The organism is Streptomyces sp. NPDC060198 (assembly GCF_042728415.1).
GTDB lineage: Bacteria > Actinomycetota > Actinomycetes > Streptomycetales > Streptomycetaceae > Streptomyces.
This window is the reverse complement of the sequence record NZ_JBHWZJ010000014.1, coordinates 1-23,421: the sequence shown is the minus strand read 5'-3', so window position 1 is coordinate 23,421 and position 23,421 is coordinate 1. Positions and strand designations below refer to the sequence as shown.

20 protein-coding genes and 1 pseudogene are annotated in these 23,421 nt (G+C 72.8%); 8 read left to right on the top strand and 13 right to left on the bottom strand.

All coding sequences use genetic code 11. The annotated features are described in order from the left end of the window. Positions 1 to 23 precede the first annotated feature (23 nt). The 5 genes from ACFWEP_RS03950 to ACFWEP_RS03930 form a co-directional block, all read right to left on the bottom strand. On the bottom strand, positions 24 to 1,172 hold the full coding sequence (locus ACFWEP_RS03950) for a serine hydrolase domain-containing protein (protein ID WP_387365125.1): 1,149 nt from the start codon (positions 1,170 to 1,172) through the stop codon (positions 24 to 26). A gap of 587 nt (positions 1,173 to 1,759) precedes the next feature. Further along, positions 1,760 to 2,305 (bottom strand): DinB family protein, encoded by a 546-nt coding sequence (locus ACFWEP_RS03945; RefSeq protein ID WP_387365122.1) that lies wholly within the window; start codon positions 2,303 to 2,305, stop codon positions 1,760 to 1,762. A 69-nt stretch (positions 2,306 to 2,374) separates the two neighbouring features. Beyond that, complete coding sequence (locus ACFWEP_RS03940) at positions 2,375 to 2,950, bottom strand: histidine phosphatase family protein (RefSeq protein ID WP_387365119.1); 576 nt, start codon at positions 2,948 to 2,950, stop codon at positions 2,375 to 2,377. 48 nt (positions 2,951 to 2,998) lie between these two features. Next, the gene (locus ACFWEP_RS03935) at positions 2,999 to 3,460 is read right to left on the bottom strand and encodes a GNAT family N-acetyltransferase (protein ID WP_387365116.1); all 462 of its coding nucleotides are present in this window, start codon (positions 3,458 to 3,460) and stop codon (positions 2,999 to 3,001) included. Between the two features lie 137 nt (positions 3,461 to 3,597). After that, the gene (locus ACFWEP_RS03930; RefSeq protein WP_387365113.1) at positions 3,598 to 4,470 is read right to left on the bottom strand and encodes an alpha/beta fold hydrolase; all 873 of its coding nucleotides are present in this window, start codon (positions 4,468 to 4,470) and stop codon (positions 3,598 to 3,600) included. Positions 4,471 to 4,571: 101 nt separating this feature from the next. Here ACFWEP_RS03930 and ACFWEP_RS03925 point away from each other — a divergent pair, with 101 nt between their 5' ends. Beyond that, entirely contained in the window at positions 4,572 to 5,012 is a 441-nt protein-coding gene (locus ACFWEP_RS03925) for a winged helix-turn-helix transcriptional regulator (protein WP_387365110.1), read from the top strand. A gap of 215 nt (positions 5,013 to 5,227) precedes the next feature. Here ACFWEP_RS03925 and ACFWEP_RS03920 read toward each other — a convergent pair whose 3' ends face one another. Next, entirely contained in the window at positions 5,228 to 6,685 is a 1,458-nt protein-coding gene (locus tag ACFWEP_RS03920; protein ID WP_387365107.1) for a PLP-dependent aminotransferase family protein, read from the bottom strand. Between ACFWEP_RS03920 and ACFWEP_RS03915 the strand changes: the two genes are divergently transcribed. Further along, positions 6,684 to 7,694 (top strand): DMT family transporter, encoded by a 1,011-nt coding sequence (locus ACFWEP_RS03915; protein ID WP_387365105.1) that lies wholly within the window; start codon positions 6,684 to 6,686, stop codon positions 7,692 to 7,694. The two genes, ACFWEP_RS03920 and ACFWEP_RS03915, sit on opposite strands and share 2 nt — an antisense overlap. A gap of 44 nt (positions 7,695 to 7,738) precedes the next feature. Further along, entirely contained in the window at positions 7,739 to 7,948 is a 210-nt protein-coding gene (locus ACFWEP_RS03910) for a DUF1918 domain-containing protein (RefSeq protein WP_387365103.1), read from the top strand. 91 nt (positions 7,949 to 8,039) lie between these two features. Here the strand turns inward: ACFWEP_RS03910 and ACFWEP_RS03905 are convergent, their stop codons facing one another. Together ACFWEP_RS03905 and ACFWEP_RS03900 are read right to left on the bottom strand one after the other, a co-directional pair. Continuing rightward, a complete protein-coding gene (locus ACFWEP_RS03905; RefSeq protein ID WP_387365100.1) occupies positions 8,040 to 8,978 on the bottom strand; it encodes a phosphotransferase family protein in 939 nt (312 codons plus the stop codon). Between the two features lie 166 nt (positions 8,979 to 9,144). Next, entirely contained in the window at positions 9,145 to 10,377 is a 1,233-nt protein-coding gene (locus tag ACFWEP_RS03900) for a glycoside hydrolase family 10 protein (RefSeq protein WP_387365097.1), read from the bottom strand. A 197-nt stretch (positions 10,378 to 10,574) separates the two neighbouring features. On the opposite strand from ACFWEP_RS03900, the pseudogene ACFWEP_RS03895 reads away from it, so the two are divergent. Next, a pseudogene (locus ACFWEP_RS03895) lies at positions 10,575 to 11,426 on the top strand (3-hydroxybutyryl-CoA dehydrogenase); the annotation flags it as partial. Between the two features lie 299 nt (positions 11,427 to 11,725). Here ACFWEP_RS03895 and ACFWEP_RS03890 read toward each other — a convergent pair. From ACFWEP_RS03890 to ACFWEP_RS03875, 4 genes are read right to left on the bottom strand one after another with little or no spacing between them, the layout of a single operon-like run. Then, a complete protein-coding gene (locus ACFWEP_RS03890) occupies positions 11,726 to 12,250 on the bottom strand; it encodes an FHA domain-containing protein (RefSeq protein WP_387365094.1) in 525 nt (174 codons plus the stop codon). Beyond that, a complete protein-coding gene (locus ACFWEP_RS03885; RefSeq protein ID WP_387365091.1) occupies positions 12,247 to 14,211 on the bottom strand; it encodes an AAA family ATPase in 1,965 nt (654 codons plus the stop codon). The genes ACFWEP_RS03890 and ACFWEP_RS03885 overlap by 4 nt, the downstream gene beginning before the upstream one ends. A 38-nt stretch (positions 14,212 to 14,249) precedes the next feature. Further along, on the bottom strand, positions 14,250 to 15,842 hold the full coding sequence (locus ACFWEP_RS03880; protein ID WP_387365088.1) for a hypothetical protein: 1,593 nt from the start codon (positions 15,840 to 15,842) through the stop codon (positions 14,250 to 14,252). Beyond that, positions 15,839 to 18,022, bottom strand: coding sequence for a protein kinase (locus ACFWEP_RS03875; RefSeq protein ID WP_387365085.1), 2,184 nt, complete (start codon positions 18,020 to 18,022; stop codon positions 15,839 to 15,841). The genes ACFWEP_RS03880 and ACFWEP_RS03875 overlap by 4 nt, the downstream gene beginning before the upstream one ends. A gap of 311 nt (positions 18,023 to 18,333) precedes the next feature. On the opposite strand from ACFWEP_RS03875, the gene ACFWEP_RS03870 reads away from it, so the two are divergent. Further along, the gene (locus ACFWEP_RS03870) at positions 18,334 to 19,461 is read left to right on the top strand and encodes a macro domain-containing protein (protein WP_387365082.1); all 1,128 of its coding nucleotides are present in this window, start codon (positions 18,334 to 18,336) and stop codon (positions 19,459 to 19,461) included. Here the strand turns inward: ACFWEP_RS03870 and ACFWEP_RS03865 are convergent. Further along, on the bottom strand, positions 19,436 to 20,113 hold the full coding sequence (locus ACFWEP_RS03865; protein ID WP_387365079.1) for a 4Fe-4S cluster-binding domain-containing protein: 678 nt from the start codon (positions 20,111 to 20,113) through the stop codon (positions 19,436 to 19,438). The two genes, ACFWEP_RS03870 and ACFWEP_RS03865, sit on opposite strands and share 26 nt — an antisense overlap. Positions 20,114 to 20,351: 238 nt before the next feature. On the opposite strand from ACFWEP_RS03865, the gene ACFWEP_RS03860 reads away from it, so the two are divergent. The 3 genes from ACFWEP_RS03860 to ACFWEP_RS03850 all read left to right on the top strand — a co-directional run bounded on the left by ACFWEP_RS03860 (position 20,352) and on the right by ACFWEP_RS03850 (position 23,384). Then, entirely contained in the window at positions 20,352 to 21,050 is a 699-nt protein-coding gene (locus ACFWEP_RS03860) for a hypothetical protein (protein WP_387365076.1), read from the top strand. Further along, positions 21,047 to 21,829 carry a hypothetical protein gene (locus ACFWEP_RS03855; protein WP_387365073.1) on the top strand — a complete coding sequence of 261 codons (783 nt, stop codon included), beginning with the start codon at positions 21,047 to 21,049 and terminating at the stop codon, positions 21,827 to 21,829. The genes ACFWEP_RS03860 and ACFWEP_RS03855 overlap by 4 nt, the downstream gene beginning before the upstream one ends. 97 nt (positions 21,830 to 21,926) lie before the next feature. Continuing rightward, positions 21,927 to 23,384, top strand: a complete 1,458-nt coding sequence (locus ACFWEP_RS03850) for a hypothetical protein (RefSeq protein ID WP_387365070.1) — start codon at positions 21,927 to 21,929, stop codon at positions 23,382 to 23,384. The last annotated feature ends 37 nt before the right edge of the window (positions 23,385 to 23,421 follow it).

Genomic DNA, 23,421 nt, shown 5'->3' with positions numbered 1-23,421 from the left:
CTCCGGGGGCGTTCCCGGCCGGGTCAGAGGGACGCGTAGACCGCCTCGACCAGCGCCGTCTTGCGCGGGTCGTCGGCGAGCCCGACTCCCATCCGGTTCATGACGTAGCCGAGCGCCACCCCCGACTCCGGGTCGGCGAGTCCGCAGGAGCCGCCCGCCCCGTCGTGGCCGACGGCTCGCGGGTTGGGGCCGTAGGAGGCGTTCGGGCCGCTCAGCCAGACGCCGAGGGCGATCTCCGTCTCGTGCGCGAACCCGGCTCCCAGCACCAGATCGCGGCAGCTTCCCTGGCCCTCCCGTACCCGCTCGGCCGCGTTCTCGGACAGGACGCGCCGGCCGGACAGCATGCCCCGGCCGGCGAGGATGCCGTAGAGGGCGGCGACCGCGCGGGCGGTGCCGTGGCCGTTCGCCGCCGGGATCTCAGCCGCCCGCCACGCGGCGGTGTTGGCCGCTGCCGCTCCGGTGCCGGGGTTGGCGAGGGAGGCGACGGCCACCGGGGGCAGGCTCGCGAAGAACGCGGCCTGGGCGGGCGAGGCCCTCGTCGTGACGAGTTCGGCGACCCGGTCCGTCTCCTTCTCCGGCAGCCCCACCGTGAAGTCGATGCCGAGGGGGCCGGTGACCTCGCGCCGGAGGAACTCCCCGGGCAGGTCGCCGCTGATCCGCCGGACGACCTCGCCGATGAGGAATCCGTACGTCAGCGCGTGGTAGCCGGAACGGGTGCCGGGTTCCCACCACGGCTCGGTCGCGGCCAGCCGGGACGTGGTCAGTTCCCAGTCGTAGAGGTCGGCGAGCGAGTGCGGCTCGCGCAGCCCGGCGAGACCGGCCCGGTGCGAGAGCAGATCGCTCACCTTGACGTTCTCCTTGCCCGCCGCGGCGAACTCGGGCCAGTAGGTGGCCACGGGGGCATCGAAGTCCAGCAGGCCCCGGTCGGAGAGAACGTGGGCGCAGAGCGCGGTCGGGCCCTTGGTGGTGGACCAGACGTTGACGAGGGTGTCCCGCTCCCACGGGCGGGTACGCGCGCGGTCCGCCCATCCGCCCCAGAGGTCGACGACCGGCACGCCGTCCACCAGGACCGTGACGGCCGCGCCCAGTTCGTCGCGTAGGGCGAAGTTCTCCTCGAACGCGGTACGCACGCGGGCGAACCGTTCGTCGCAGTGGCCTCGGACCTGCGCCACGGTGGCCTCCTCGTCCTGGGCGGGCCCCGGGAGCAGGGGCCCGCGTCGTCCTCCGGCGGCAGAACCGGCTCTGGGCGTCGCGGAGTTGCGGGCCCGGCGCCACCGGGGTCCCGGGCTGTCCGGCCCGGGACCCCGCAACATACCGACCGGTCCGGCGGACGGGAAGGTGTCGCACCGGTCCGGACAGGGCCTGTACCGAGTCGCGCGACGCCGCGGGCCCGCCCGGAACCCGAGGTCCTGGCGCGTGTTGCGGAAGTGGCGCCGTCCGCCCGTGGGGCGGGTCCGGCGGCGTCCGGTGCGTGCGATCGCACGGCGGAGGGCCTCCCCGATGCTGGATGTATCGGGGTGATCCCGACAACGCGGCGAGCGTGCCGGGCGTCGCCGGACAGGCGGGGCTTCCGACACACGCCCTAAAGCGTGTTGCGGAAGTAGCGCCGTCCGCCCGTGGGGCGGGTCCGGCGGCGTCCGGTGCGTGCGATCGCAAGGCGGAGGGTCGCCCCGATACTGGATGTATCGGGGTGATCCCGACAACGCGGCGAGCGTGCGTGCCGGGCGTCGCCGGACAGGCGGGACTTTCGCAACACGCTTTAAAGCCCCACGGCGCCGTCGATCCCCTGACGCAGCAGGTCGGCGTGGCCGTTGTGGCGCGCGTACTCCTCCACCATGTGCAGCAGGACCCACCGGAGCGAGATCCGCCCCTGCCAGGGGTCGTTGGCGGACACGTCGAGATCGGGGGCCTCGGCGACGAAGCGCTCCGCGAAGTCGACCTCTTCCCGCCAGACCCGCCAGGCTTCCGCGGTGCGCGCGGCTCCGGGGACCGCGCGGTCGAACGCTCCGTCCGGCTCGTCCACCGTGGAGAAGGGCGCCGCCCCCTCCTGGCCGGCCAACCGCTGCCTGAACCAACGGTGTTCCACGTCGGCGAGGTGCCGGACGAGCCCCAGCAGGGACAGCCCGGAGAAGTCCACGGACCGCATGGCCATGGCTTCGGGGTCGAGCCCGGAGCACTTCAGGACCAGGGTGTCCCGCTGGCGGCGCAGGGAGGCGACGAGCATGGTCCGCTCGTCGCTCTGCGTCGGGACCTCGACCCGTGGGTCGCTGCCGGGATCGGTGAACATCTCCGCAAACCGTTGCATGTCCGGGATTGTGACCGATCTCCACCCCGGTCGCACCGGTTTTCACCCTTCCGGCGAGGGCTCGGTACGTCAGCGGGCCGGCGGTTCCAGGGAGAGGCTCCAGCGGCCCGGTTGCCCGACCAGAGTGACCGTCGAGAGAGGGCGCACGTCGATGTTCCAGTACGCCGAGGGCGGGGCCTTCAGCGCGTAGACGAGGATCGCGCGGACCACCGGGGGTTCGGCCACCGCGACGATGGAACCGCCGTCACAGGGGCGGGTGTCGAGCCAGTGGCCGATGCGCGTGATGAAGCCGAGCAGCGGCTCGCCGCCGTGCGGCGCGGAGCGGGGATCGGCCAGCCACGCGTCGACGGCGGCGGGTTCACGGGCCGCGACCTCCGCCAGGGTCATGCCCCGCCAGCGCCCCATGTCGCACTCTCTCAGATCGGGTTGGGCCATGGGGGCGTAGCCGAGGGCGTCACCGGTGGCCCGGCTGCGGGGGCTCGGTGCGCAGTAGCGGAGGTCGGCCGCGCCGAGCGGGACCAGGGCGTGGGCGACGAGTTGCACCTCGCGCCATCCGGCGTGGTCGAGCGGACGGTCGTCGTCGAAGCGCTCGGCGAGCAGGGACGAGCTTCGCGCTGCCGCCACGAGGGAAACCCGAACACTCATGGCCGCGATCGTGGGGCCGACAGCCCACCGGGTCAAGAGGGCTCGCAGTCAAGGGAGTTGGCAATCCGGCGCCGGGTCGCTCACGGTCCGTCCCGTCGCGGGCGAATCCTTGCGGGAGGGGCGCTGTCCGTTGGCCGGAGCCATCCGCCGGCCGGGCTTCTCCAGCCCGAGGAAACCGGCCTTGGCGTACACCCCGCGGGCGTCGCCCGTGGCGAGCGGGATTCTGCGGGCACCGGCCGGGGCGAGGTGATCGCGTGCCGCCTCGGCCAGTCGTACGCCGAGTCCCCGCCCACGAGCCGCCGGGTCGACGCAGACGTCACGGAGCCGGGCGAAGGTGACGTGGTCGGTCACCACGCACGCATGTCCGACCTGCGTGCCGGACTTCCGTTCGTACACACCGAAGTCGAGCGAGGCCGCGATGGCCGCGTCCTCGCGGGCTCGGGCCGGCGGGCTCGGGCGGGCAGCTCGGGCAGGCGGGCTCGGACCGGCGGGCTCGGGCGGCCGGAGCAAGAACCGTCTCCCCGCTGTCGTGACCGATCACGTCCGGACGATCGATGCCGGCCACTTGTCCCTTCGGCACCTCTCACCGCCGAGATCACGGGCTACGACCCAAGGGCAGGCATCGGAAGACAGGCTCCCGGGCCCGGTCACGTCCCCTTCGCGTCCTCACCGGCGAGGAATGGACGCAGCAGCGAGAGCAGGACGTGCGGCCGGTGCAGCGGGATGATGTGGCCGCAGTCTTCGACGAGGTGTCCGGTGAGATCGTCGGCGATCGGGCGGAGCTGGCGTTCCAGTGCGGCACCGACGGGCCGGGCGCCCACCACCATCGTCGGCACCGTCAGGCGGGCGGTGACGACCTCCTGCTCGATCTGTCTCGCGCTCTCGGGCAGCGCCCGGTAGTACGAGAACGCCCGGCTCAGCGCCCGGCGGCCGGTGTACGCGCGGACGAAGGCGTCCCGGAGGGCGGGGCGCACTCCGTCACCGAGTGTGCCGGCGCTCAGGAACCAGTCGACGTAGGCGGCCTCGTGGCCCTCCAGTACGGTCTCGGCAAGGCCCGGCGCGGCGGAATGGAAGCCGAACCACCACGGTGGCCCGTCGGCGAGGAAGTCCTCGGCGCCGGGCAGCCCGCCCAGGACGGACTCCATGACGGCCAGGCGCCGCACAAGGGCGGGGCGGCGCAGGGCGAGGAGGAAGGCCACCGCCGTACCCGCGTCGATGCCCACCACCGCGGCCGAGGACACGCCGAGCGCGGCGAGAAGCGCGGCGGCGTCCTCGGCCAAGGTGCCCGCGTCGTACCCGGAGCCGGTCCCGTCGTACCCAGAGCCGGTCCCGCTGCTCGCACCGAACCCGCGCAGGTCCGGCGCGATGACGCGGTAGCGGCCGGACAGGCCGGCGATGACGTCCGTCCACACCTCCCAGGTGTGCGGGAAACCGTGCAGCAACAGGACGGCCGGGCCCGACCCGGCCAGGGCGACGTTCAGTTCGACACCGTTGACGGGGACGCGCCGCAGCTCGGGCATGGAGGGGCTCCGAAGGTGGTGAGGACGAGTGACCACCTCACGCTAAGGAACTACCCTGGCTCCTCCAAGACGGCACTTTCCCTTCAGGTGGTGAGCCCGGAGTGACCGCATCACGCCCCGGTGAACCCGGTCGGCGGCCCGGCGAGCGGGGCGATGTGCTGAATCCGCTCTGCCCGACCCGCCAGTTGCTCGACCGTATCGGCACGAAGTGGACATCGATGGTGGTCAAGGTACTGGCCGAGGAGGCACCGGACGAGCTCCGTTTCGCGGAGCTGCGGCGTCGCATCTCCGGCATCTCACCGAAGATGCTGTCCGTCACCCTGCAGAGCCTCGTCCGCGACGGCCTGGTCGCGCGCCGAGTGGAACCCACCGTGCCACCCGCCGTCCACTACCGGCTCACCGAGCTCGGCCTGTCCCTCGAAGGTCCGCTCTCCGCCCTGCGGGACTGGGCCGAGACGCACATGCCGGAGATCGACCGCAGCAACCAGCTCGCCGACGGGTCTGCCGGGGGTACTGAGCAGCAGCACCGTTCGCCCGGTTGATCGACGGACGGCCCGGCGAGGGCGGTGCGGCGGCGCTGGTGGCCGGTGCGGGGGCGTTGCGGTTGCGGTTGCGGTTGCGGTTGCGGTTGCGGTTGCGGTTGCGGTTGCGGTTGCGGTTGCGGTTGCGGTTGCGGGCGGAACGTCCGCGACCCGGTCCGGGACGCCCCCGTGGACCTGTCCACCCACTTCCCGTCCGCCCGCACCGCCGCCTGCGGTCACTCCCCGAAGGCTCCGAGGGTGTCGTACGCGAGGCGCAGGCGCCGGACCCCCTCCGCCATCTCGGCCGCGCCGGAGGCCGCCGCGAAGCTGATCCGGACCTGCGCGGAGGGTGGTTCGGCGCAGAAGTACGGGCGTCCCGGGGCCACGGCGACCCCGGCGCGCAGGGCGCCGGAGACGAACGCGGCCTCCTCGGCGCCACTGCCGCCGTGGCCGGGGACGCGCAGCCAGAGGCTGCCGCCGCCGGACGGCACGTGCGGCAGGTCGAGTCCGGGCAGCGAGCGGCGGAGCTCACCGGCGAGCAGGGTGCGGCGGCGGGCCAACTCGGCGGCCACGGAGCGCAGATGGGTTCCCCAGGAGGGCGATCCGACCAGTTCGAGGGCAGCCTCCTGGAGCGGTCGGGGCACGAAGAAGCTGTCCACGACCTGGATCGCCCGCAGCCGCTCCAGCACCGGTCCGCGCGCGGCGAGCGCACCGACGCGCATGCTCGGCGAGGTGGCCTTGGTGAGCGAGCAGACGTGCACGACGACCCCGTCGGGATCGTCGGCGACCAGCGGTGGGGGCAGCGGGCCGGCGTCCTCGTGGGCGAGACGGCGGGCGAAGTCGTCCTCGACGACGAACGCGCCGGCCGCCCGCGCGATCCGCAGCACCTCGGCTCTTCGCCCGGGGGCGAGAACGGTGCCCGTCGGGTTCTGGAAGAGCGGCTGGCAGACGAACACCCGGGCGCCGGTGGCGCGGAACGCGGCGTCCAGCAGCTCGGGCCGCACTCCGTCGGCGTCCACCGGTACGGGGACGGGCCGCAGCCCGGCGGCACGGGCGACGGCCAGCATGCCGGGGTAGGTCGGCGACTCGACGAGCACGGGAGCGCCGGGCGGAGCGAGCGCGCGCAGCGCGGTGGCCAGCGCGCTCTGGCCGCCCGCGGTGATGAGGACGTCGGCCGCGTCGACGCCGGGCCCTATCTCCCGGGCGAACCAGGCCCGCAGCTCGGGCAGGCCGTCCACCGGCGGCCGGTCCCAGGCGCCGGGGCGGCGGCCGGCCCGCGCGAGGGCGGATGCCAGGGCCCGTTCGGGCTGGAGGGAGGGGTGGAGGTAACCGCCGTTGAACTCGATGACTCCCGGTGGGGGCGCGGCGAGGGTGACGAGGACCCCCGAGGCGTCGACGGTGCGGGGCACCACCTCGGGTCCGCCGTCGCCGCTGAGCGAGACCTCCTGCCAGGACGTGTCGCCCGGGGCCGGTGCGGTGGTACGCGCCCGGGCACGGAAGGCCCCGGCGCCGGGACGGGTGACGACCAGCCCCTCGGCGGCCAGCTGGGCGAGGGCCCGGGTGACGGTGACCGGGCTGACCCGGAAGCGTTCGACGAGTACCCGACTCGACGGCAGCTTTCCACCGGGTGAGTAGCGGTTGAGTTCCTCACGTAGGGATTCCGCCAACTCCCCCACACTGCTACGCTCGTTCATGAGAGCCGACAATAGCGCTACCCATTCCGGGACGATAGCGCTCGCGCCCAGCACCGCCCCTGCCGCCCCCGTTGCTTCCTCCGCTTCCCTCTCCACGGCCGCTCCCGCCGTCCCGGCCTCCGAACGGTCCGGTTTCGTCCTCGCCTCCCTCGGCGTCGTCGCCTTCTCCCTGACCTTCCCCGCCACCGTGTGGGGGCTGGAGAGTTTCGGGCCCTGGTCGCTGGTGGCGCTGCGCAGTGTGCTGGCCGCGCTGATCGCGGGCACGGTCCTGCTGGCGGCCCGCAGTCCGTGGCCGGGCCGCCGCCACCTGGGCGGGCTGCTGATCGTGGCGGGCGGGGTGGTGGCGGGGTACCCGCTGCTGACCACGCTCGCGCTGAGGACGACGACCTCCTCGCACGCGGCCGTCGTGGTGGGGCTGTTGCCGCTGACCACGGCGGTGTTCTCGTCCCTGCGCACGGGCTCCCGCCCGCCCCGCGCGTTCTGGATCGCGGCGCTCGCGGGGGCCGCCGTGGTGCTCGCGTTCACGATCCGGCAGAGCGGCGGAGCGCTCTCGGCCGGGGACCTGTACCTGTTCGGTGCGCTGGTGGTGTGCGCGGCCGGGTACGCGGAAGGCGGCAGGCTGGCGCGGGTGATGCCCGGCTGGCAGGTGATCGGCTGGGCACTGATCCTCTCGCTCCCGGTAGCGATGGCGGGCAGCGCGGTGGCGCTGGTATACGAGCCGGTGCACCTGACCGGGCACGGAATCGCCGGCCTGGTCTGGGCGGCGGCCGGGTCCACGTTCGTCGGGCTGTACATCTGGTACCGGGGCATGGCGGAGATCGGCGCCCCCCGCGCCAGCCAGCTGCAACTGGCCCAGCCGCTGCTGACGCTGGTCTGGTCGTTCCTGCTGCTCGGCGAGGAGCTCGTCCCCGCCGCCCCGCTCGCGGCGGTGGCCGTGCTCGTCTGCATCGCGGCGACCCAGCGGACCGGCGGCCGGCGCCCCCGCGAAAGCCGGGCCGCACGGTCATAGACTTGTCGACACAGGGACCGCCGTCCAAGAGGAGGTCGTTTCCCGTGGAGGCACACACCGGAGACCGGTTGCTGACCCACGGCAGAACCGTGGGCCGCCCCGACCGGGTCGCCGAGATCGTCGAGGTACGAGGCCCGCGCGGCACCCCGCCGTACCGGCTGCGCTACGCGGACGGTCACGAGTCACTGGCGTACCCGGGGCCGGACAGCGTCGTGCAGCACACGGGTCGGCGGGAGGAGCCCGGAACGGGCTGACCGGCAGCGGCAGGTACCGCCCCGGAGAGACCTCTCAAGGCCGGCGCCCTCCGGCACCTCCCCGGCCAGGGCCTGCCCCGGACGCCTCCGCTCAGCCGAGCCGGTGGCCGATCCACTTCCGGCCCGCCTCCGCCGCACGGCCCCGGTAGGCGCCCAGCGCACCGCCGGGGCCGTGCGCGTGGTGCCAGGTCCAGTAGCCGGTGAGGGCCACCGCGAACGCGCTCGCCGTCTCGGAATCCACCGCGCGCCAGGCCGGAACCCGGGCGGCGAGAGCAACTTCCGCGCCCGCCGGACTGTGACCGGCGAGGATCAGCTGCGGGACGAAGAACGCCGCGTCCACCCACGCGGCGCCCCGTGCTCCCCACGACCAGTCCAGGATTCGGACCCGCCCGGTGCCGGTCTCGGTCAGCATGTTGTCCGCGCGCAGGTCGCAGTGGACCAGCGTGTCCCCGGCGGACGGTTCCACCAGCCGCTCCGCTCTGTCCAGGTCTTCCAGTCGGGCACGCTGCGAGGCGGTCCACCGGCCCTGCCCCGCCCACCCGGCCGGCCCGGCCGCGAGCCGCACCCAGTGTCCTGCCAACGCCGCCAGGGTCTCCCCGACCGCACCGGCCTCGGGCACCGGACACGGCGTCAGCTCGCGCTCCAGCCCACCGACCGCGTCCAGCGCACCGATCAGATCCGCCGACCCGGGCCACAGGCCGGGCTCCTTGCCCCGCACCGACTCGAAGGCGTTGACGACCCAGCCGCCTGCCTCCAGCGACCACAGGAGCTCCGGAGCGATCGCAGTCGGCAGATGCGCCCCGACCACCGCCTCGGCCCTGTAGTGCGACGCCATCCGCGCACCGAGCGGCGAGGCCTTGAGGAACACCTCGCCGCCCCCGGCACACCTCACCCGCGCGGCAAGCCCCCGGGTGAAACCGCCTTCCGGGTGGACGACGTCCACCACCGGCGAACCGAGCCGCTCCCGCACCGCTTCCCGCACCTCGCTCGGCAGGTCCTCCCGCCGCGCCCGTGCCGAGCCTGCGCTCACCGATCATTCCTTCCCAAGGGCCGGCGTTCACCGCGAGGGACACGCCGAGCCCGGCGAGTGCCTCGTTGGTCGAGTGTTCCGCGTGCGGTGTGCCGACTGGGCGGGACGAGCGGCGAGACCCGGAAGCCCTGCCACCGTCGAGGGAGCGTCCGCCCGGCGGGAAGTCTCACCCCACCCCGTAGTGGTCCGCCGCCACCCGGGACATGGCGCCGATCGGGTCCGCCTTCACGCTCTTCGCGGAGAAGAAGGCGTGACCGCCGACGGCCGGGTAGTCCTCGGCGAGGGTGAGGTGGCGGGAGAGTTCGGCCGTGCTCTGCCAGGCGGAGTTCTGGGCCGGGTCGCCGGCCTTGTAGAGGGCCTCGCCGATGTAGAGGTCGACGTCCGTGCCGTCCACCACCTCCGCCCACCACGGGACCAGTTGGGCGTAGTCGGCGCCCGACTGGCCGATGCTCCAGTACAGCTGGGGGCAGATGTAGTCGATCCACCCTTGCTTGATCCACTTGCGGGTGTCCGCGTACAAGTCGTCGTACGTCTGCACCCCGGCGGCGGTGGGCGAGCCGAGCGGGTCGGTCGTCCTGTTGCGCCAGACGCCGAAGGGGCTGATGCCGAAGCGGACGTGCGGCTTGATCTCCTTGATCCGGTCGGAGGTCTCCTTCACCAGCCGGTCGATGTTGTCCCGGCGCCAGGCCGCCTTGCTGCTGAAGCCGCCTCCGTGCGCGGCGTAGGTGTCGGCGTCGTCGAAGGTCTGACCGGAGACGGGGTACGGGTAGAAGTAGTCGTCCCAGTGGACCGCGTCGATGTCGTACCGGCTGACCGCGTCCAGCATGGCGTCCTGGACGAACGCGCGGACCTCCGGCAGACCCGGGTCGTAGTACAGCTTCCCGCCGTACGGAACGACCCAGTCCGGGTGGACCCGGGCGGGGTGGGTGGCGACGAGCTTCTTCGGGTCGGTCTGGTTGGAGACCCGGTACGGGTTGAACCAGGCGTGCAGTTCGAGGCCGCGGTCGTGGGCCTCGGCCACTGCCGTGCCGAGCGGGTCCCAGCCGGGGTCCTTGCCCTGGGTGCCGGTCAGGTACTGCGACCAGGGCTCGTGGGGCGAGGGCCAGAGGGCGTCGGCGCTGGGCCGGACCTGGAAGATGACCGCGTTGAGGCCGAACCGGACGGCCCGGTCCAGGTGGGCGGTCAGCTCGCTGCGCTGGGTGGCCGCCGACAGGCCCGTGGCGGAGGGCCAGTCGACGTTGGCCACGGTGGCGATCCACATCCCGCGCAGCCCGGTCGCCGCGCGGTGACGTCGGTCACGGGCCCCGGGCCCCGCCGCCCCCGCCGAACCGGGTGCGGCCAGGGCCGCCACCACCCCGGCCGCGCCCAGCATGAATGCCCTCCGGCCCATGCGCCGCATACGCTCCACCTTCCGCTCGCGCTCCGCCGCGCCGCTCCGGCCGGCTGCGTGACGCAGATCATGCCTTCTCGGAGCGTTGATGACCCGCAGGTAACTTGGGCCGCGTCGCCGGGTACCGTCTGGAGGTCGAAGCGGGTACCGCCACCCCCGGGCCCCGCGATACGGAGATCAGGGAGAGGCACGAGGTGACGGACACTGTGGCCGACATTGCACGCGTCGGAGTGGTCGGCTGTGGCCAGATGGGCGCAGGTATCGCGGAGGTCTGCGCGCGCAGCGGCCTTGAGGTGATGGTCGCGGAGACCACCGGTGAGGCCCTGGAGATAGGGCGTACCCGGCTCCAGAACTCCCTTTCGAAGGCCGCCGAGCGCGGCAAGATCACCGAGGCCGAGCGCGACGAGGCCCTCGGCCGCCTGAGCTTCACCACCGATCTGGGCGAGTTCGCCGACCGCGATCTGGTCATCGAGGCCGTCGTGGAGAACGAGCAGGTCAAGACGGAGATCTTCCGGGTGCTCGACCAGGTGGTGACCCGGACGGACGCGATCCTGGCGTCCAACACCTCGTCCATCCCGCTGGTGAAGCTCGCGGTGGCCACCTCCCGTCCGGACCAGGTCGTCGGCATCCACTTCTTCAACCCGGCGCCGGTGCAGAAGCTCGTCGAACTGATTCCCGCCCTGACGACGTCCGAGCAGACCGTGCTGCGGGCGGAGGCGCTCGTACGGGAGGTGCTGGGCAAGCACCCCATCCGGGCGCAGGACCGGTCCGGGTTCGTGGTGAACGCCCTGCTGATCCCGTACCTGCTCTCCGCCATCCGGATGTTCGAGTCGGGCATCGCCAGCCGCGAGGACATCGACAACGGCATGGAGATGGGCTGCGCCCACCCGATGGGTCCGCTGAAGCTCGCGGACCTGATCGGCCTGGACACGGTGGCCTCCGTCGCCGACTCGATGTACGCGGAGTACAAGGAACCCCTGTACGCCGCTCCCCCGCTGCTCCAGCGCATGGTGGACGCGGGGCGCCTCGGCCGGAAGTCGGTCGCCGGGTTCCACCCGACGCCTGAGCGTGCGGCTGTGGGCCCGGCGCTTGGCGCCGCCGGGCCTGTCAGGGCGCGTTCCCCGAGGTCGGACCGTGTGCGGCTGCGATGAGCCTCGTCTCCGCATACCGTCGCGACGCCGTGCCGGAGCACTCCGGAGCGCGGGCGCGGACGCGCGGACGAAGCCCTGGGCCTCTCAGCGCTGTCGCAGCCTTCCGCGCCTGTCATGCGAAAACTCCTTCGACTACCCCTCCGACAGAGCTGAGAGTCCCTGAAAAGTCCCTGGCTGCTCAGAGCCCGAACCGGGACGCGGTCGGCTCAACCGGTCGGCGCCGCCCCGCCGCGGACCAGGAAACTGACCCTGGGCCCGAGGTGCACGGTGTCACCGTCCCGGAGCTGTTCGCGAGCACCGGGCACCAGCACGCGGCCGTTGACCCGTGTTCCGTTCGTGGCGCCCTGTTCGACCTCCGTGATCCAGGCCGTACCGTCTCCGGCGTGGTGGACACGGGCGTGCCGGCCCGAGACCGTGGTCTCGTCCGCCAGGAACGTGGCCGCGTCCGGCGCCCAGGTCGTGCTCCGGCCCAGCGTCACCTCCTCGCCGCGGCGGAGCCCGAGGTGGCGTCCCACGCTCCGGAAGACCAGCCGCAGCTCTTGGCCGTCGGTCCGCGCTCCGGACGCCGGACCGCCGTCCACGGACGAGTGGCACGCCGGACAGACCGTGAGGTCGTCGGGCAGCACCGCGCCGCAGCGCCGGCACGGGACGACGCGCGGTCGCGCGACCGGGACCGGCGCGTCCGGGACCAGACTGATCCAGTCGTCCTCGCCGTCCGGATCGTCGGTCACGGGGCGTTCGCGTCCCTGAAGGCGACGGCCAGCTCCACCCGGCCGTCCTCCGCCTGCTCGACGCCCGAAACCAGGACGGTGGTGCCCTGCCGGAGGCCGGGAGACGCGAAAAGCACCCGCGCCAGTGGATTGATGAGGTGCGTTTCGAGGACCATGCCGATGCCCCGTCCCCCGTTCCACTGATCCGCGGTGCAGTGTCCGAGGAGGGCGGTGCGCGCGTCGTCGGTCAGTTCCAGCCGGATCCGGTGACCCGTGGACAGCTGACGCCGGATGTTGCCGACCTGCACGTCGAAGATCTTCTCGGCCACCTGCGGCGATATGAAGTCGAAGACGACGACGTTCCCGCCGATCCGGTTCATCAGTTCCGGCCTGCCGATCACCTGCTCGAAGTGCTTCTTCACGTTGTCCCGGACCTTCGCCTCCAGAGCCGGATAGGGCGTGCCCGGTTCGACGATCCACTCGCGCACCTGCGTGTCCGGATCGGTGCGCTGCACACCCAGGTTGGAGGTGAAGATCAGGACACACTCGCTGAAGTACGTGGTGAGCCCCTGGCCGTCGGTCAGCCGGCCGTCCTCCAGGACCTGGAGGAACTTGTCCAGCACCCCCTTGTCCGCCTTCTCGATCTCGTCGAAGAGGATCACGCGGAAGGGGTTCTGCCGCACGGCGGCGGTCAGTTCGCCGCCCGCTTCGTACCCGACGTATCCGGGCGGTGCCCCTACGAGCCGGTCGGCGGCGTGGGCCGAGGAGAACTCGCTCATGTCGAAGCGCAGATAAGCCTGGTCGCTGTCGAACAGCACCGAGGCGACCGCCTTCGCCAGTTCGGTCTTGCCGGTCCCGGTCGGACCGGCGAAGAACAGCACCCCGCGGGGGCGGTGACCGGGGCTGGTGGCCTGTGCGCCCGAGAGGCCGAGGGCCGCCCGTTTCAGGATGTCCAGTGTCATCGCGACCGCCGCCCGCTGGCCCAGTACGCGGCGGGGGATAGACCGTTCGTCCCTCTCGTCCTCCCCCCTCAGGATGCGTTGCCTGACTTCGTCGCGGCTCCAGGGGTTCTTCTCGACACCCAACCGGTAGATGCGGACGGCGTCCGGCATCCGGTCGAAGGGCATCCCCCGCGCCATGGCCAGATTGAAGCTCTCACGCATGGCCACCAGCGTCATTCCGGCCGCCGCTCGTGCGAAGGCCGCCGCGTCCTCGTCGCCCTCGGGCCCGCCGGGCGGGAGGACCGACCGGAGGTTCCGCTCGCGGTACTCCCGGTGGAGGCGGCAGGCCATCCGGCGCCGTTCGTCGGCGTCCGGTTCCGGGACGGCGACGGCGCGGATCCGCTCGCTCCCCGCGACCAGCCAGTTCGGCAGGTCCCGCTCCCCCGCGGCGAGCCATATCACGGGATTGAACAGGTCGGCTCCCACTCCGGTGGAGACCGCCGTCCTGGATCTCTCCACCGGGCGTGCTTGGAGAGCGAGTTGCAGACAGGACAGGTAGAAGTCACGCTCGTCCGCGCCGAGCCGGGTCACGTCCTGTACGAGCCGCGACGCGTGCTCGATCACCAGGACCACGCGCAGCGGGGGCAGTTCGACCCGGTCGGGGCGGACCCTTCTGCGTTCGTCCGCCCATCCGGTCGAGATGTCGCGGATCTGGTCGATCACCTGTTTCTGTTGGGCCGGGTTGGTACCGGGAAACGCGCAGGACCGCAGGAGGGTCCGGACCGCCTCCGCCACCTCCGGGTCGGCGTACAGCAGCCGGAAGCCGTTGATCTGGTCGCAGGCCACCAGAGCCTGGTAGCCCATCCGGTGCAGCGGGTTCCACAGCACTTCGAGGAGCGAGTGGTCCTGGTCCCGGCCCTTGCGGCGGACGAGGTGCAGGTCCTCGATGTTGCCGTGCAGGACGTACTGCGCGTGCACGCTGAGCGTGCCGGTCAACTCGTCGACGAACAGGGGCCGCTGATCGCCCTTCTGAAGATCCATCTGTCCCTCCCCGGTCGGCCGCGGGACGGGCACGGCCGTCACCACCGGTCGTCCCCGCCCGCGGTGCGGTATTTCGGACGGTGGTCGCCGGCGTCCTCGCGCCGCCGCGGACGCGCCTCGTCCAGCACAACGGCCCCGTCCGCACCCGGCTCACCGGGTTCGGCACCGCGCGCGCTCCCCATCCCGAAGCGCACCGTGAGCCCCAGGCTGCCTGCCAGCTCCTCGAACTCCGTCAGTCTGTCCCGCGCCTCGGCGCAGCGCAGTTCGTCCAGAGCCACCTCCCGGGCCCCTCTCTCGCTCTCGGTCGCCCTGCGCATGGTGACGACGCGGAAGGAGCCGTTGGTCAGGGTCGCCCGGAGCCAGTGCTCCCGGCCCCACCCTTCCGGCGTCCAATCGAGCTTCGCCTCGCCACCACCGCTGCGGCCCGTCCCGGTCGTCGTGGCTGACCGCCCGGCCATCGCGGCCACGATCCGGGCGCACTGGGCACGGACGTACAGCACCTCCAGGGCGTGGTGCCGTTCCGTCACCCTGAACCTCACCAGCTCCTGCTCCGCGGGGCTGAGCGCGACGCCCTCGTCGAGGTACCGGTGCAACAGCGCCTCGGCCTTCGGGTCCCGGTCCGGCAGGCCTTGGTCCTCCGGCAGTTCGCTGGTGAGGAAGTCGAGCTGCGCCGCCGCCCGCTCCTCCCCCTCTCTCCGTGCCTCGGCCTTCCGGTTCGCGCTCTCGACGAACCTCCTGGCCTCCTTCAGGTGCAGCCGTGCCCGGTGCGCGTTCCCCACCGCGTGACGTACCGCCTCCACCGCCAGCTCGACCATCTCGGAGTCGGCCCCGGGGTCCAGCGCGGACAACAGGTCCGCACCCAGCTCGCGGACCCGGCTCGCATCGGCCTGCACGTCGGCCGGCGGACTGGGTACGGTGAGCGCCGCCCGGCGGCCGTCGGCCGCCACCCGGGACTCCTCGTACGAGCGCAGTGCGGCGTCCCTGCGGGCTCGCAGCATCTCCTGCCAGTCGGGCCCGTCGTCGGCACGGTCGAGCACGTCGGCCCGTGAGGCGAACTCCCAGGTGGCCTGGGCGATCTCGGCGTGCCGCACGGCGTTCTCGAGACACGCCAGTTCGACCCGCAGGCGGGCCAGTTGCTCACCCTCCGGGCGCAGCGGCGGGGGCAGGTCCGGGCGCGGCGGCCCCGCGCCCGGCCCGGCGCACGCCGCGGACCGGGAGATCCTGGCGAGCAGAGCTCTCCTGCGCGCGTTGGCGCGGGCGGCCGCGAAAGCCGTTGTCTCCCACTGCTCGGCAACCAGGGCGGAGAACTCCTCCTGGCGTTCCAGGCAACGCTGTTCCTCGGCCGCGCGTACCGCCGCCGAGGCGAGGACACGGGTGGCGGCGAGGGCTGCACGGCCCGCGAGCAGCGCCCCGCTGAGCGACCCGAGCACCTGGAGCGCCGCGTCGGCCGCCTGGTGCACCGCGTCTCCGGCAAGCCCGGACAGGTCGGCGGACGCCTGGGCGGCGGCGTCACTCAAGTGGGTCGCCCCGGTGTGCGCCAGGGAGTTGAGCTCCACCGGTGGGGCGGGCGGGGCGAAGGCCACGGTGGGTGCGACCGTGTCCACCATGGGCAGCGCGAATCCGGCACTCATACCTCTGCTCCTGTCGTGCGGGGTGCGGGCGACGGCCGGGGGTCCGGACGGTGACGCGGGTCCGCGACGCGACGCGCCCTGCGCTCACGCCTCTCCCGCCGCCACTGCCGGCACCTGTGCAGGCTCCACCCCACCAGCAGCGCGACGGTGGCGACCGGCCAGAGCCATGGGGTGGCCGTCACCGCCCGGAATCCGATCAGGACCAGCCCGAGCAGGAGGAGCGCGGCGGGCAGCAGAGTCGCGAGCCGGCGGGACAGGGCCAGGGCCGCGGGGCGCTCCGCCGTGCGGATGAGGAGGGCCGCAAGCGATCTGCGGGGGTGATAGGCGGGCGGCCCGATGTAGATCGCGGTCAGCAGTTCGGTGGCGAACACGGCCGCGGCGGCGGGCAGCGTCAGCAGCCAGGCGACGACGACGGCCTCCTGGGGAGCGCGGCCGAGCACGTCGGCCAGCCCGATGACGAAGCACCAGGGCGCTGTCGCGGCGGTGGCGCCCATCAGGGCCCAGCCGAGAGTCGGCAAGCGGTCCATGCTGCGCATGACGGCGATGACGCCGTCCCGGTCCTCCTCCATCAGACGCTCGGCGGCCTCGTCCAGCAGCCGTGCACGGCGGGCCTCCGCCTCCTGCGCGGCCCGGGGTGCCAGCAACAGGGCGGCCAGCAGGCGCAGGGGATCGTCCGGCGTGGCCAGCAGCCGGTCGAACCAAGGCACCGCGGCGGGCAGGCCGTCCCGGTGGTTCATCGTCGCGGTGGCGAGCCGGGCCGCCACCCTCGCCGGTTCCCGCGCGAGTTCCAGCAGTCGCGCGTCCAGGGCGGCCGTCTGCCGCAGCGGTCCCCCGACGCGGGTGACACGGCCGAGGTCCGGGCTGCGGCGCAGTTCCCTCACGAGGTGCGGCCAGCGCTCCCGCAGGGTGCGCCATCGTTCGGCCACTTCGTGCAGGTCATCGCCGTCGGGGCGCTCGGCCAGGGCGGTCAGGATCCCGGGATGGCGCCGCAGGTGCTCCACCAGTTGGAGCGCGCCGCCGTCTCCCTCCTGAGCCACTCTGCTCAGGTCCCGTATCCCGCGCACGGTCAACGGCATTCCCCAGCAGGTCGCGTGGAGCCGGGGTCCCAGCCAGTTGAGGAGTCGTACGGTGAGTTCGGGAGTGGGCGGTCCGGCCAGTTCGGCGCGCAGGGTTCGGAGCGTGTCCCGCTCCTCCGCCCGGCGGGTGCCGACGGTCTCGAACTGTTCCAGCCACCGCACCAGTTCAAAGCGGCTCTCCTCCGCGGCAAGCATCCGGTCGGCGGCGACGTGGTAATGGTCGAGCGTCCAGGCCAGACGTTCCGTGTCCATGAACGACTCGCCGAGGAAGGCGAACGGTTCGACTGTCTTCTCCCGTTCGTCCGACGGTGCTCCGGTCCGCCGCGGCGCGATCTCCGGGGACTCGCCCGCGAGCCACGCCGCCACCTGTTCGCCGGCCCAGCGGTACTCCGGTGCCCGCGTCAGCAGCCCCTGGCACAGCATCCGGATCCGCCGGTCCTCGATGCCCCCGACGTCCGGGTCGTGAGTGGCGATCTCGGCGAGCACCGCCTCGTCGTCACGGAAGTCCACCGGGTGCTTGCCGAGGGCCAGTTCGGCGATCACCATGCCCACGGACCACCAGTCTCCCGCCTCCGAGACCGTCTGGTGGCGGGATCCGGCCTCCGGGGCGAGGTACAGCGGCTTGCCCCGCCACGCGGACCGCTGGCTTCTCTCGTCGGGACGGTGCACGGCGACCCCGAAGTCGATGAGGACGAGTTCGATCCCGTGCGCGTGGGCCTCGACCATGATGTTGTCCGGGCTGATGTCGCGGTGGACGACGTCGTGCGCGTGGAGGAACGCCACGGCGGAGTGCAGCTGCCTCACGACCGCGTCCAGTTGGTCCCCCCGCATGGCCCCGGGGTGTTCGCGCAGGTACTGCCCGAGGTGGGTCTCCCCGTGCGACCGGTGGAGGTGGTAGGGGTGGCCGTCGGCCACACCGGACTCCACCCGCCGCTCCAGGGGTCCGGGCTGGTCCCCCAGCAGGGCGACGACCGCCGGCTCGGGCGCGTGCAGGCGGTGATACCACTTCAGGACAAGTGGCAGGTCGGGGGTGGGGCCCTCCAGGTCCCGCACTCGCAGCACCACCGCCTGGGCCGGGAAACCGGCTTCCTGGAGCACTTTCACCAGAACGAATCTTTCAGCCAATTCCGGCGGGACGGAGGCCAGCCGGTCCCGCGTCTCGACGAGGCGGGCATCTGTGAATCCACCGTCCTCGGGAGAAACAAAACCAGTGGCACCAGTGGTCGTCATGGTCCGGCCTTCCGGGAAATTCTCCGCTCCGACCGACAGGAATCGGCTCGGACTGCTGGATCGTATCGGTGACGCCGCTCGGGCGACGCCACATCACTGGAAAGCGCGTTGGCACGGGAAATGTGGAACCCGCGGCCTCCCATTCGTGCTTTCCCGTGTCCTGCGGCGGGATTACGATGCACGCCATGCCGAACCTGCCCCCGCACGCGCTCATCGTCGACGAACTCCGGGAACTGCGACGCCGGGGACTGCCCAGATTGCGCCATTGCGTCCGCGAGGCCCTGGCCGCCGCCGCGACCGCGGCCGGTCTCCGCACGGGTCCGGAGGACGAACTCGAGGCGATAGAGGAACTGCTGGGCAGGGCGGCGCAGCGACTGGCCGGCGGGGTGCCGCTTTCGGACGGCAACGAGTGCGACCCCCTGGCCAGGGCGGCGGGCCACGCGTTCGGCCTGTTCCCGGACCGTCGCGGGATGCCGGCGGTCGACCGGCGCAAAGCCGCCGCCGCGGTCTACGGAGTGAGCACCGAGCGCTTCCGCAAGAGTCACGAACACGAGGTCGTGGCGGAGCTCGCCTCCGCCGCCCTGGCGGTGGCCAGGGGCGCGGGCCGCGCTCCAGGAGCCTTGGCGGAGAGCCGGCCGTCCCAGCCCGCCCCGCCTGGCCCGGGCTTCTTCCCGCCGTCCGCCGCCGTTCCCCGGCACGTGCGGGACCGGATCACGGTGCTGGTGAGCCCCATCGAGCTGGTCCGTGACGTCGATGTGCTCGTGTCCTCCGAGAACGTCTACCTGGAGATGTCGAAGACCTTCCGGCCCACGGTCTCGGGGGCGCTGCGCCGGGCGGCGGCGTTCCGGGACGCCTCTGGGAAGATCGTCGATGACGTGCTCGCCCGCGAACTGGGCGTCTGGCTGCGCGCCCACGGCAGGACGGGCCTGCCGGTCCGGCCCGGCACCGTGGCCGCCACGTCCGCGGGCGCACTCGCGCTCCGCGGCGTCCTGCGCATTCACCACGCGGCCGTGGCCACCCCCTTCGGGGACGGCGACCGCTACCACGTCGCACCCACGGCGATCCCGGAGGCCGTCGGCGCTTCCTTCGCTCTCGCCCGGCACGAGCGCACTGCCCTCGCGCTCCCTCTGTCCAGCATCTGCTTCCCCTTGGTGGGCGCGGGGCACGGCGGTCTGCCCCCGGCCACCGCCGCGCGCTGGCTGGTGTGGGCGGTGACCGAGGAGTTGCGACGGGACCCGAGCTGGTCCGTGCTGCTCGTGGTGCGGCGGCGGGACCACGCGGAACTCCTCATGGCCGCCAACTCGGATTCCTGAGCCTGACGCCGGCGTCCTTCAGCCGGCGTTCCATGTCGCGCAGCTCTCCCCGCAGCGGCACCCCGTACACCTGCATGCCGGGGCCGTCCGCGCCGGAGTCCACCACCGCCTGGAGCCTGGGCGCCGGCGCCTCCCGCGCCAGGTGTGGTGCGTAGCGGGCCCTTGCCCGCCCGGTCAGCGGGCGGAGCGTCTGGTTGGCCGAGCCCCGCCAGACGAGGGCGGTGGGCTCCGCGACCCGGAAACGGCCGGTGATCACCGCGTCCGCGTGCCGGAGCGCACCCGCCTGGCGGGGCGTCATCTCGCCGAATTCGTATCCGGTGTAGACGAGGAGGTCGGCCCGGTCGTTCGCAGCGCGGTGGGCGTCACCGTCCCTGTGCGCGGCCGCGCCGGCGAGCAGTTCCGCCAGGGCGTCCGGTTGCTGAAGGGGCTCACCGCCGCTCACGGTGAGCCCCTCGGCCCCGTCGGCGAGCGCCCGCTCCCAGAGCCCGAGCAGGGCGGCGACGTCCTGGGACGTCCCCCCTCGCGCGTCCCAGGTGTGCCGCGACATGCAACCGCCGCAGGCCAGGGAGCAGCCCTGGAACCAGATACCGAGCCGTCGTCCCGGCCCGAGGGTTTCCAAGGGAAAATGCGTTCCGCCGATACGTGCGAACATCACGCCTCCTCGCTCGCTTCCGCAAGGAGTATCCGCAGCGAAGCGGCCTCGCCGCAATCGCGCGCATTCCTCTTCCCGGCCGCTTTCCGGTCGAACTCCGGTCGTTTTCCGGGCCTCACTGCGGAAGGATCAATTCCACCCGTTTTCCGCCTCCATGACCTCTCTCCCTTCCGCTACTCTCTCCCCCGACGCACGGATCTCCACGCAGGTCCTGCGAGAGGAATGGAGGTTTCTCCTCATGAGTCAGATCGGCCGAATAAGAGGCCGCGCCCCCAGGGCCAAGATCAGTTTTCTCTCCGTCGCACTCGCCAGGTACCACGGCAGGCGGGACGCCTCCGGGCTGCTTCCGGTTCTGGCCGAGGCCTGGACGGAAGGAGCCCCGACCGACCGGGCGCTACCGCCCTACGTGCTGGGCGTACGGGCCCAGGCCCTGTGCAGCGGTTCCCTGCTTCACATGCGCACGCTCCGGACCGACCGGCGGCTGCACCGGGCGATCCAGTCGGAGTCCGTCCGCATCGTCACCCAGTACACAGAACGGGGCAGGCCCGCTCCGGCGGCACTGGCCCGCTACGGTGCGATGGTGGCCGCCTGGCGGGACGCGGCGTCGGCGCACCGAGCCTTGGACCGACAACTCGCCGAGCGTGCCAATCGGTTACTGGCTTGCTACTGGGACTCGGTCTGGCTGGAAGCGCGCCGGACGGGGGACTTGGCCGAGCCGCGCCCCACGGGCTGGCTTCCGGGCATGGTCCGGCCGGACTTCACACGGCCGCACCCGGGCGGCGAGCCGGTCACGGGACAGGGGATCCACGACTGGGGCAACGACGAGGGTCCGGCTGCCGCCCCGTCCGCCGTCCGCCAGGCGCTGGCCATACTCGACAGTCAGGCGGTCAGGGCACCCGGAGCGCGTCCCACCGCGGGACGGGCGGGCCGGCCATGAGGACCCCCACGGCAGGAACAACGGGCGCCGCGCGTGGTACCCGTGCGGCGGCACGTCGGTCGCCCCGGCTGTACGCGGTCACGCTGACGGCTCTCGGGCTGCTCACCACCCTGGTCTCCTGCACCTCACCGCCCGCCCCGCTCACCACCGCGTGCGGCGTGGTCGTCGACGGCTCGGGCTCCGGGGCCTCGTCGAACGAGGGGTTCGACGCGGAGGGAAAGCTGAAGGCCACCCTCCTCACGTTCCTCGACGACGAAGGCTGCGGGACGGTGGACTTCGCGCCCATCACCCGCGCTTCGCAGAGTTCCTCCTGCCGCGTGGAGGGCGTCGACCTCGACCCGCCGCACAAGGAGACGACCGACCAGGAGAGCCAGCGCCGCAAGGCTCGCAACGTCGCCGCGGGCCGCTCCCTGGAGGAGCTGAAGTGCGCCCGCAGCCAGAACGGGTCCGACGTCTGGGGAGCGCTCGACCGGATCGCCACCACCCTGCCTCCGGACAGCTCCGGGGCCAAGCTCCTCGTGGTGAGCGACTTCGCGCAGGCCGACCCGGACTTCGTGTTGTCCATGCCGAAGATCGCTTCGGAGGAGCAGCGGACGGAGGCGGTCGACTCCCTCGTGGCGGAACGCGGCGTCCCGGGCATCAAGGGGATGAACGTCTACCCGGTCGGGTTCGGCATGCAGTTCAAGGCGAAGCCGGGGCAATTCGAGGACTTCGAGGCGTTCTGGCTGGAGATTCTCGAGGGGAGGGCGAAGGCCCATGTCCACACCGACTACCGATGAGACCCCCCGTCCGGGAGGAAGGCCGACACCGCCGGCCCCACCGGGCCCCCGACGGCTGCGCCTGCCGAACAGGCAAGCCCCACGGCGTGCGGCGCGGGTGCGCTCCCCGCGTGCGGCGGACTTCGCCAGGCCCCCGGCGGACGACCGCCCGCTGCTGAGCGACCGGTCCGAGCGGCGGTTCCTCGAATCCTCCCGGCGGCGGGGCCGCAAGGCGGCGAAGAGCGGCGCGCTCGACTCTCTCGTCCTGCAGAGCGACGACCGCATCCCGTACCTGTCCGAACTGGCGTCCGTGCGGGACCGGGTCATCCGGAAGATCGAGGGTCAGGCGTTGCGGGCCGAGGAAGAGGCCGCGTACGACGACGCCTACGCCGGTACCGAAGCCGAACGGCTTCGCCAGGAGACCCTTCTGATCGACCGGCGCCTGTCGGACGCACAGGAGCAAATAGACACCACACGAGGACAGTTGGACGTCCTGGCGCTGCGCGCGGGCCGCTGGCTGCGGTTCCGCGACTCCATCCGCGCCCGCCTCGAGGAGCGGTGGATGCGCTCCCGCTTCCCCGACCTCTCCCCGCCGGAACCCGCCCCCCGCGGGGCGGACGCCGGCCAGGGGCAGAGGGCGCAGCCGGGGCCCGGGCCGGTCCCCGACGGTGACTGGGTGACGCTGTCGGCGCCCGCCCCGGTGCCGCCGCGCCCGGCGGACGGGGCGGAAGCCGGGGCGGCCGACGAGATCGGCATGGCGCGCGCCTGGGAGGGGCTGCACAAGCGGCCCGGCATTCCCCCGTGGATGACGTGGGGCCTGCTCGGGGCGATCCTCGCCGTCGAGATCCCCATCTACTGGGTCGCCTTCCAGCCGTTCCACGGAGTGGGCCAGGTCGGCGCGGATCTCATGTCCGGGACCCTCGCCGTCTCCGCGGCCGTCGTCATGGTGGTCCTGCCCCACCTCGCCGGGCACGTGCTGCGCCGGCGGCCGGAGACCGGATCCGTCCGCCATGCCTGGTTCCCGGCCCTTACCCTCCTCGGCGCCTGGGGCGGTCTGGCCTGCGTACTGGGCACACTGCGCGCCAAGTTCGTGACGCAGGGAGGCGAAGCGGAGGAAGGGGTCCCGGGGTTCGCGGACCCGACCCGGACGGACAGCAGCCTGGTCGACCGGCTCGACCTCGCGCCGCACACCGTCCTCTGGCTGTTCTGCGGGCTGCTGCTGCTGTCCGGCGGAATCGGCTTCCTGCTGGGACTGTGCAGGGAGCACCCGCACCTCAACGCGTACCGCACCGCGGTGGAGCGCCGGCTCGAACTCCGTGGGCTCCGCGAGCGGAGCATCGCCGCGACGGACCGGGCCCGGGCCTGGTTCGACAGCGCCGAAACGCGGCGTGCGGAGCGGCAGCGCAGGACTGAGCAACACGTCTTGGCGGTTCGTGACCTCTACGAGAGCGGGGCCTACTCCTACCTGGACGGCGTGAGCATGGCAGCCGCCGACCCGGCGGTGACGGAGGCGGCGATGCGCCTGTCCGCCAAGTGGCCGCTGCTGCCCGCCACGACCCGCGAGATCCCGCGCTGAGACGGCAGCCGTCCGCGGCCCCGCCCGCGACGAGCCG

Excerpts from the sequence above, each read along its gene's own strand:
- ACFWEP_RS03945 (WP_387365122.1), bottom strand. The coding sequence starts at position 2,305 with ATGCAACGGTTTGCGGAGATGTTCACCGATCCCGGCAGCGACCCACGG.
- ACFWEP_RS03940 (WP_387365119.1), bottom strand. The coding sequence starts at position 2,950 with ATGAGTGTTCGGGTTTCCCTCGTGGCGGCAGCGCGAAGCTCGTCCCTG.
- ACFWEP_RS03930 (WP_387365113.1), bottom strand. The coding sequence starts at position 4,470 with ATGCCCGAGCTGCGGCGCGTCCCCGTCAACGGTGTCGAACTGAACGTC.
- ACFWEP_RS03915 (WP_387365105.1), top strand. The coding sequence starts at position 6,684 with ATGAGAGCCGACAATAGCGCTACCCATTCCGGGACGATAGCGCTCGCG.
- ACFWEP_RS03920 (WP_387365107.1), bottom strand. The coding sequence starts at position 6,685 with ATGAACGAGCGTAGCAGTGTGGGGGAGTTGGCGGAATCCCTACGTGAG.
- ACFWEP_RS03900 (WP_387365097.1), bottom strand. The coding sequence starts at position 10,377 with ATGCGGCGCATGGGCCGGAGGGCATTCATGCTGGGCGCGGCCGGGGTG.
- ACFWEP_RS03885 (WP_387365091.1), bottom strand. The coding sequence starts at position 14,211 with ATGGATCTTCAGAAGGGCGATCAGCGGCCCCTGTTCGTCGACGAGTTG.
- ACFWEP_RS03880 (WP_387365088.1), bottom strand. The coding sequence starts at position 15,842 with ATGAGTGCCGGATTCGCGCTGCCCATGGTGGACACGGTCGCACCCACC.
- ACFWEP_RS03870 (WP_387365082.1), top strand. The coding sequence starts at position 18,334 with ATGCCGAACCTGCCCCCGCACGCGCTCATCGTCGACGAACTCCGGGAA.
- ACFWEP_RS03865 (WP_387365079.1), bottom strand. The coding sequence starts at position 20,113 with ATGTTCGCACGTATCGGCGGAACGCATTTTCCCTTGGAAACCCTCGGG.
- ACFWEP_RS03860 (WP_387365076.1), top strand. The coding sequence starts at position 20,352 with ATGAGTCAGATCGGCCGAATAAGAGGCCGCGCCCCCAGGGCCAAGATC.
- ACFWEP_RS03855 (WP_387365073.1), top strand. The coding sequence starts at position 21,047 with ATGAGGACCCCCACGGCAGGAACAACGGGCGCCGCGCGTGGTACCCGT.